The sequence below is a fragment of the Pelistega suis genome, assembly GCF_013133795.1.
Lineage (GTDB): Bacteria > Pseudomonadota > Gammaproteobacteria > Burkholderiales > Burkholderiaceae_B > Taylorella > Taylorella suis.
This window is the reverse complement of sequence record NZ_JABGBN010000003.1, coordinates 181,275-189,025: the sequence shown is the minus strand read 5'-3', so window position 1 is coordinate 189,025 and position 7,751 is coordinate 181,275. Positions and strand designations below refer to the sequence as shown.

Genomic DNA, 7,751 nt, shown 5'->3' with positions numbered 1-7,751 from the left:
CATCCCGCTAGCGTTCAATCTGAGCCAGGATCAAACTCTTCAGTTCAATTCCTGTTTAATTGTAGTATCCGAAGATACTATCGCTGCTTATACTCAAAGAAATAACGTTTTGAAAAAAAACCTTATTTCTGTATGTAGTGTAAGCACTTAAAATAATATTTTAGCTCATCCCGTGATAGGATGACGCCTCTCATTCCAAGCGCCCACACTTATCGGCTGTTAGTTGTTAAAGAACAAAATCGAATTTAACATTTTAAATTCGTCTGACTGTTTTAACGAGAATTAATTGCTTAACTCAATCGTCGTTGCCGTCAGCAGCAAAGAATGTAATTATGAACTAACTTACTACATTCTGTCAAGCATTTTTTAAAAATATTTTTAATTTATTTTTAAAACCAACCAATCAATATCTTATTTACAACATTAACTAGCTTTGCTTGTCTACTTTCTTTTCAGATTTCGATTTACCTCAGTTAGCACTTGAATCAGTACCTAACTGCGATGAAGTAGAACTATATCACTCTAATTTTTTTTAAGCAAGCGAATTATGAAAAGAACATATCAAAATCGTAAAAACAATACATCAACTTATTTTTTTATTATTTTTTGTATCTTTTAAGCAACAAAGATTTTTTCCCTCCTTTTTTTCCCTCCTTTTTTCTCCTCCTTTACTTATTTATATAACTCTTATTGATACAAATAAATCACTCTTATCTGTCCTCCACTCTACGCTAATCATCTATTTCCCCCCAACTTCGTTTAATTTGCTTATTTTTACCATTTTTCATCTCTGACATTTTAAATAGGCTTGTTGTTTGTCATTCGATAGAATCTTGTGCACTACTTATTATAAAAACTTATACGGAGATACGATGGAGGAACAATACCTACTCTCGCTTGATCGTGCACATATTTGGCACCCATACGCCAGTATCCGTCATGACACCCCTCTTTTTGCCGTAGAGTCTGCGGAAAATGTTTATATACATCTCAAGAATGGTCAAATATTAATTGATGGCATGTCTTCTTGGTGGTCGGCTATTCATGGCTACAATCACCCTCGTCTGAATCATGCCGCTCAACAACAACTACAAAAAATGAGTCATATTATGTTTGGTGGCTTAACGCATGAGCCTGCTGCTCGACTGACTCAACAATTAGTCAATATCTTACCTAGCCCTCTTAGCCGTATATTCTTTGCGGATAGTGGCTCAGTTGCTGTGGAGGTTGCTATGAAAATGGCTGTGCAATACCAACACGCAAAAGGCAACACCACGCGTCATAAATTTGCCACGATTCGCGCAGGCTATCACGGCGATACGTGGCATGCGATGTCAGTATGCGACCCGTATACAGGTATGCACTCGTTATTTACCCAAAGCTTACCCATTCAATATTTCCTTCCTCAACCCAAAACTCGCTTTCATGAAGAATGGCAAGATGATGATATTCTTCCTCTAAAAACATTACTCGCCTCACATGCCAATGACATCGCAGCAGTTATTTTAGAGCCTATTGTACAAGGTGCTGGAGGTATGTATTTCTATGCTCCTGAGTATCTACGACAAGCCAAAGCCCTTTGTGAGCAGTACGATATCCTATTGATTTTTGATGAGATTGCAACAGGTTTTGGGCGTACAGGTCGCTTATTTGCCTATGAGCATGCACACGTCATCCCAGACATTATGTGTTTAGGTAAAGCGCTCACTGGTGGCTACCTCACGCTCTCTGCCACTATTACCACACAACATATTGCACACACCATAAGTGAAGGTGAGGCAAAATGCTTTATGCATGGCCCTACTTTTATGGCAAACCCTTTAGCTTGTGCTATTGCTACCGAAAGCATTCAACTCTTATTAGAAAGTCCTTGGCAACACAATGTTCGTCGTATAGAACAACAGTTTTCACAGTTACTCTCGGACATGTCTCAAAAATCTTACATTAAAGAAGTACGCATTTTAGGTGCTATTGCCGTGTTAGAACTCCATCACCCTGTCAATATGAAAACGCTACAAGCACGTTTTGTAAACCATGGTGTTTGGATTCGTCCCTTTGGCAAATTAGTCTATCTTATGCCACCTTTTATTATGTCCGAACAACAGTTAGAACAATTAGTCCATGGAATGAAAAAAGCCTTAACGGATGAATACGGAGAATAAAATGCAACTTTTTGAACAACAACTTCAACAACTTAAACAAGCCAATCAGATAAGACAAATTCCCCCATTAGTGCATGATGGCGCATTTATCTATAAAGAAAATCAAAAAATGCTCAATCTCTCTGGTAATGACTACCTAGGATTAAGTTACAAAAGGGATTTACAGCAAGAATTCCTTGCTCTACATAGCGACAATTTACCGCTTTTTTCTTCGACATCGTCTCGACTACTGACAGGCAACTCGCCCGAATATCAACACTTAGAAGAAAGTATGGCACTTGCCTTTGATCGCGAAAGCTGCCTACTTTTTAACACAGGCTATCATGCTAATATCGGCATTATTCCTGCACTTAGCGATGAAAATACCTTAATTATTTCTGATCAACTCATTCACGCCAGTCTCATTGACGGTATTCGCCTAAGTAAAGCCACTCGTCTACGCTTTGCACACAACGACTATGAACAACTACAACAATTATTGGAAGAAAACCAACATCACTATCATTTAATCCTCATCGTGACCGAAAGTGTTTTTAGTATGGACGGTGATCATGCCGACTTAACTCAGTTAGTTAATATCAAAAAACAATATCCCAACACCCTACTTTATGTTGATGAGGCGCATGCTATTGGGGTATACGGTCAAAACGGCTTAGGGTTAGCTGAGGAACAAGGCTGCATTGCGGATATAGATTTATTGGTAGGAACTTTTGGTAAGGCGATGGCTTCTGTTGGAGCTTATCTCATTTCATCACAACTCATTCGCGATACCTTAATTAATAAAATGCGTCCGCTTATTTTTTCAACGGCATTGCCCCCTTTAAATATTGCATGGACACATTTTATTTTTAATAAGCTCCCTAAGCTTCAAACACAACGACAACATTTAGCCCACATTAGTGCTTATCTGCGTACCGTCTTTGCTGAGCAATTTCATCTACCCATGCCTAGTCAAAGCTGTATTGTGCCTTATATAGTGGGGGATAATCAAAAAGCCATTGCACTTGCTCACGCCTTACAGCAACAAGGCTATTATTGCCTCCCTATTCGCCCTCCTACTGTTCCAAAAGGAACGGCACGTATTCGCTTCTCACTTAATGCAGATATGCAGCAAGATACGCTTGACTTACTAATCCACGTTTTAAAGGGGCTCAATAATGCTTAACTTAACACATCCTCACCGTGTTGTTTTTATCTCTGGCATTGATACCGATGTAGGAAAAACCTATGCAACTGGCTGGTATGCCAAACACCTCATGCAACAAGGGATAAATGTTATTACTCAAAAATTTGTACAGACTGGTTGTCAGTCTATTTCGGATGATATTGTGATGCATCGTAAACTGCAGGGCATTCCCTTACAAGCAGTGGATGAAAAAGGCATTACCTGCCCTTATATCTTTAAACACCCTTGTTCTCCACACTTAGCCGCGCAGCTAGAAAAGGAAACCATTAAAGAGGAAGTCATTTTTCAGTCAACACAACAACTTCTTCAGCACTATGATTGCGTGCTATTAGAAGGTGCTGGAGGCTTATATGTCCCCTACAATAATCATCGAACAATCATCGATTATGTCCAACAACAGCAGTACCCACTTATTCTTGTTACCTCTGGAAAACTCGGTAGCATCAATCACACCTTACTCAGTTTGCATGCTTGTGCTCAGCGAAACATTCCTATTTTGAGTGTTATTTACAACAAGTACCTCGATCATGACGATAGGATAAGTCAGGATACTCCTCTCTTTCTAGCTAACTATGTCCAGCAACATTTTCCAGAGACAGCATTTATCACGATGGGGCATTTAGCTTAACTATTGTTGACCATCACTCTTCCTGCAAACTGCTATGATGTGCTTGCTTTACGTATGTTAAAGCAATTTTCTATTTTGTAGGACATTTGATATGAATAAGTATTTTGCCGAATTCTTCGGTACTTTTTGGCTTGTGTTTGGTGGCTGTGGTAGTGCTGTTCTAGCAGCGGCGTTTCCAGAGCTAGGTATTGGCTTTGTAGGTATTTCCCTTGCCTTCGGTCTAACCGTATTAACAATGGCTTATGCCGTAGGTCATATTTCTGGTGGTCACTTTAACCCTGCGGTATCCGTAGGCCTGATGGTTGGTGGTCGTTTCCCTGCTTCACAACTCATCCCTTACATTATTTCTCAAGTACTTGGTGCGATTGCTGCTGGTGCAGTACTTTATTTAATCGCTTCAGGTAAAGTAGGTTTTGATGCGACTGCTGGATTTGCAAGCAATGGCTATGGTGAACACTCTCCTGATGGTTACAGCTTACAAGCAGCCTTAGTTATCGAGATCGTACTCACTGCTTTCTTCTTAATCATTATTCTTGGCTCAACAGATGAGCGTGCTCCTAAAGGCTTTGCGCCTATCGCTATCGGTCTAGCGCTTACACTCATCCACTTAATCAGTATCCCTGTAACCAATACTTCTGTAAACCCTGCTCGTTCTACAGGTGTCGCATTATTCCAAGGTTCTTGGGCGATTGAGCAATTATGGTTATTCTGGGTTGCGCCAATTATCGGTGCAGTGATTGGTGCCGTTATTTACAAATGCGTTATCGCTGGTAAAAAATAATCAATAAAAAGATTTTTAAATCTGCATAATGTATAAAAGCTGTTTTCCCTAAAAAGAAAACAGCTTTTTTCAACGCTACACACTTTGACACACTACTCATCAACCTAGCCATAAAACTGACTGAAGTTCGTCAAACATCCAGTAAAAACTGTGAGGACAATCCGAGCGATTATTTTTGATTAATTAACGCTAAAAACTCTTTACGTAAATCAGAATTACGTAAGAAAGATCCCCGCATCACACTATTAATCATCTTAGAATCCAAGTCTTTAACGCCTCGCCATTGCATGCAGAAGTGGTCGGCTTTCATGACAACCGCCAAACCATCTGGTTTCATTTTATTAAAGAGCAAATCAGATAATTGAACCACCGCCTCTTCTTGGATTTGTGGACGTTGCATGACCCAGTTTGCCAAACGCGCATATTTAGAAAGACCAATCAGATTAGACTGCTCATTAGGCATAATACCAATCCAGCACTGTCCCATAATCGGACAAAAATGATGTGAGCAAGCACTACGCACCGTAATCGGACCCACGATAATCAACTCATTAAGCTTTTCGATATTGGGAAACTCAGTCATCGCTGGCATATCACTATAACGCCCTGCAAAGACTTCTTGAATATACATTTTCGCAACGCGTTTAGCTGTTTCTTGCGTGTTATGATCCGTTTCGGTATCAATGACTAGACTATTAAGTACTTCTTGAAATTTTGCTTCTACTTCAGCTTGTAGCTGTTCTAGCTCTCCAGGTTGAATAAACTTCGAAATATTATCATTAGCATTAAAACGCTCGCCAGCCGCTTTAATTCGCTGACGAATAACGTTTGAAATATAAGTTTCGTTAGATGAACTCACGAGAATATCCTAATCATTAAATAAGCGTATGCACTCAATAATGAGAATACGATTACGCCCTCTTAAAGCACAAGAGGAAACAAATAAAAGTCTTATTTTAACGCAATAAGGCGTATATAATAAGCACAGCAATGCAATTATGCAGATGAAATTCTCTAATAATCTCTATTATCCATATCAATGAGCGAACAAATCCTAGTCAATACAACCCCTTTTGAAACGCGTGTTGCAGTAATAGAACAAGGCACACTCCAAGAGATACATATCGAAAGAGCCAACCAACGTGGTAAAGTCGGTAATGTCTATCTCGGCAAAGTGGTACGTGTGCTTCCGGGCATGCAAAGCGCCTTTGTGGATATTGGCCTAGAAAAAGCCGCTTTTATCCATATCGCTGATTTGCGGGAGAATCGCATTGCACGTAATAATGGTTTACCTCAACTTCAAATTGAAAAAATTCTGTTTGAAGGACAACCGATTATGGTGCAAGTGATCAAAGACGCCATTAATAACAAAGGCGCTCGTCTATCCAATCAGATCAGTATTGCTGGCCGTATTCTGGTGTATATGCCTTTTGATAATCATATTGGGGTATCACAAAAAATCGAATCTGAAACCGATCGTGATCGTCTAAAAGAATATGTCTCTTCGCTTATTCCAAAAGATGAAAAAGGTGGTTATATCATTCGTACTCAAGCCGAAATGGCGAGTGAAGAAGAAATCAAGCGCGATATTGACTATCTCAGTCTACGTTGGAAAAAATTACAAGAAGCCATTCAAACGCAGGCCGCACCTTGTTTGATTTATCAAGACTTAGACCTCGTTGAGCGTGTCATGCGGGATATTGTGACGCCAGATACGCGTTCTGTAAGTATTGACTCTCGTAGTGCTTATCAACATCTCATCGATTGGGCAAAAGTCTATACACCTGAAATCTCTGATAAGATTCAACACTATAGCGGTAATAAGCCCCTTTTTGACACGGCCAATATTGAAGAGGAAATCAATATGGCACTCGCTCGCCGAGTCAATCTAAAATCGGGGGGGTATTTAATGATTGACCAGACGGAAGCCCTCACGAGTATTGATGTGAATACGGGTGGCTTTGTGGGGTGGCGTAATTTTAACGACACCATTTTTAAAACAAATTTAGAAGCGAGTATCGAAATTGCTCGTCAGCTACGCCTACGCAACTTAGGCGGTATCATCATTATCGACTTTATCGATATGGATAATCTCGAGCACCAAGAGGCTGTACTAAGTGAGCTTAAAAAAGCCTTAGCCAATGACAGAACAAGGACCTCTTTAAATGGTTTTTCTCCGCTAGGTTTGGTGGAAATGACGCGCAAGAGAACTCGTGACTCTTTAACAACGCTCTTAACAGAGCCTTGTCCTACATGTGATAGTCGAGGTTATGTTCGCACGCCAAAAACCATTGCCTATACGATTATGCGTGAGATTTTACGCGAAGCCAGACAATTTAACCCAAAAGAATTCCGTCTTATTCTCTCACCACAAGTGATTGATTTATTCCTTGATGAAGAAAGTAATTATCTGGCGATGTTAGATGATTTTATCGGTAAGCCGATTAGCCTAGAGGTGGATAACTCGTATACTCAAGAAATGTACGATATCGTTCTCTTATAACATCCTTATACTCACCCTTGGATACTATGCTGATTTGGTATCTATCGTTACCTTACACGATACGCTCAGTTCTAAAGGACAGAGCGTAATCACAACGCTCCATCCCTATGAGAAATAGACTATGTCTTTCTAAGAGTGACCCGCTTGCGTGCGACTTTGCATGGCAATAATCTTTTCTTCTAAAGCCTCAGATGTTTGCAAGGCAATCAATACGCCTTTAGCATTTTCTTTTTGCTCTACACGTAGCTTAATACTCTGCCCTTCAAATACTTCTGGATCTGCTTTAATATCAATATATTTTTGGATTAACGCATCAATTGAAGCTTGAGCGGGAGCAACAAAATCCAAAAGATTATCTTCTTTTGCCTCTTTAAACGCCAACTCAATTGTCTTTGATAGATCCCATGTAAAAAACATTAACGCATTAGGTCCTACCACATCCGGGTGATCATAACCCCAGTTATCTGGTTTATTCATTTTATTTCTCCAAT

The 7,751-nt window shown here is 39.8% G+C and carries 7 protein-coding genes; 5 read left to right on the top strand and 2 right to left on the bottom strand.

Annotated features, from left to right (window positions below; all coding sequences use genetic code 11):
• Positions 1-872: 872 nt before the first annotated feature.
• From bioA to aqpZ, 4 genes are all read left to right on the top strand, one after another.
• A complete protein-coding gene (bioA, locus tag HKX39_RS06165) occupies positions 873-2,162 on the top strand; it encodes an adenosylmethionine--8-amino-7-oxononanoate transaminase (RefSeq protein WP_171680451.1) in 1,290 nt (429 codons plus the stop codon).
• 1 nt (position 2,163) lies between these two features.
• Complete coding sequence (locus HKX39_RS06160; protein ID WP_171680450.1) at positions 2,164-3,327, top strand: 8-amino-7-oxononanoate synthase; 1,164 nt, start codon at positions 2,164-2,166, stop codon at positions 3,325-3,327.
• Positions 3,320-3,976, top strand: a complete 657-nt coding sequence (gene bioD / locus HKX39_RS06155) for a dethiobiotin synthase (RefSeq protein WP_171680449.1) — start codon at positions 3,320-3,322, stop codon at positions 3,974-3,976. The genes HKX39_RS06160 and bioD overlap by 8 nt, the downstream gene beginning before the upstream one ends.
• Before the next feature lie 91 nt (positions 3,977-4,067).
• Entirely contained in the window at positions 4,068-4,757 is a 690-nt protein-coding gene (aqpZ, locus tag HKX39_RS06150; protein WP_171680448.1) for an aquaporin Z, read from the top strand.
• 169 nt (positions 4,758-4,926) lie between these two features.
• On the opposite strand, the gene folE is transcribed toward aqpZ, so the two are convergent.
• The gene (gene folE, locus HKX39_RS06145; RefSeq protein WP_171680447.1) at positions 4,927-5,616 is read right to left on the bottom strand and encodes a GTP cyclohydrolase I; all 690 of its coding nucleotides are present in this window, start codon (positions 5,614-5,616) and stop codon (positions 4,927-4,929) included.
• Positions 5,617-5,796: 180 nt separating this feature from the next.
• Here folE and rng point away from each other — a divergent pair, with 180 nt between their 5' ends.
• The gene (rng, locus tag HKX39_RS06140; protein WP_171680446.1) at positions 5,797-7,260 is read left to right on the top strand and encodes a ribonuclease G; all 1,464 of its coding nucleotides are present in this window, start codon (positions 5,797-5,799) and stop codon (positions 7,258-7,260) included.
• A gap of 129 nt (positions 7,261-7,389) precedes the next feature.
• Here rng and HKX39_RS06135 read toward each other — a convergent pair whose 3' ends face one another.
• A complete protein-coding gene (locus HKX39_RS06135; protein ID WP_171680445.1) occupies positions 7,390-7,737 on the bottom strand; it encodes a hypothetical protein in 348 nt (115 codons plus the stop codon).
• Positions 7,738-7,751: the final 14 nt, after the last annotated feature.

Coding starts and splice junctions, on each gene's coding strand:
- aqpZ (WP_171680448.1), top strand. CDS start 4,068: ATGAATAAGTATTTTGCCGAATTCTTCGGTACTTTTTGGCTTGTGTTT.
- bioD (WP_171680449.1), top strand. CDS start 3,320: ATGCTTAACTTAACACATCCTCACCGTGTTGTTTTTATCTCTGGCATT.
- HKX39_RS06135 (WP_171680445.1), bottom strand. CDS start 7,737: ATGAATAAACCAGATAACTGGGGTTATGATCACCCGGATGTGGTAGGA.
- rng (WP_171680446.1), top strand. CDS start 5,797: ATGAGCGAACAAATCCTAGTCAATACAACCCCTTTTGAAACGCGTGTT.
- bioA (WP_171680451.1), top strand. CDS start 873: ATGGAGGAACAATACCTACTCTCGCTTGATCGTGCACATATTTGGCAC.
- HKX39_RS06160 (WP_171680450.1), top strand. CDS start 2,164: ATGCAACTTTTTGAACAACAACTTCAACAACTTAAACAAGCCAATCAG.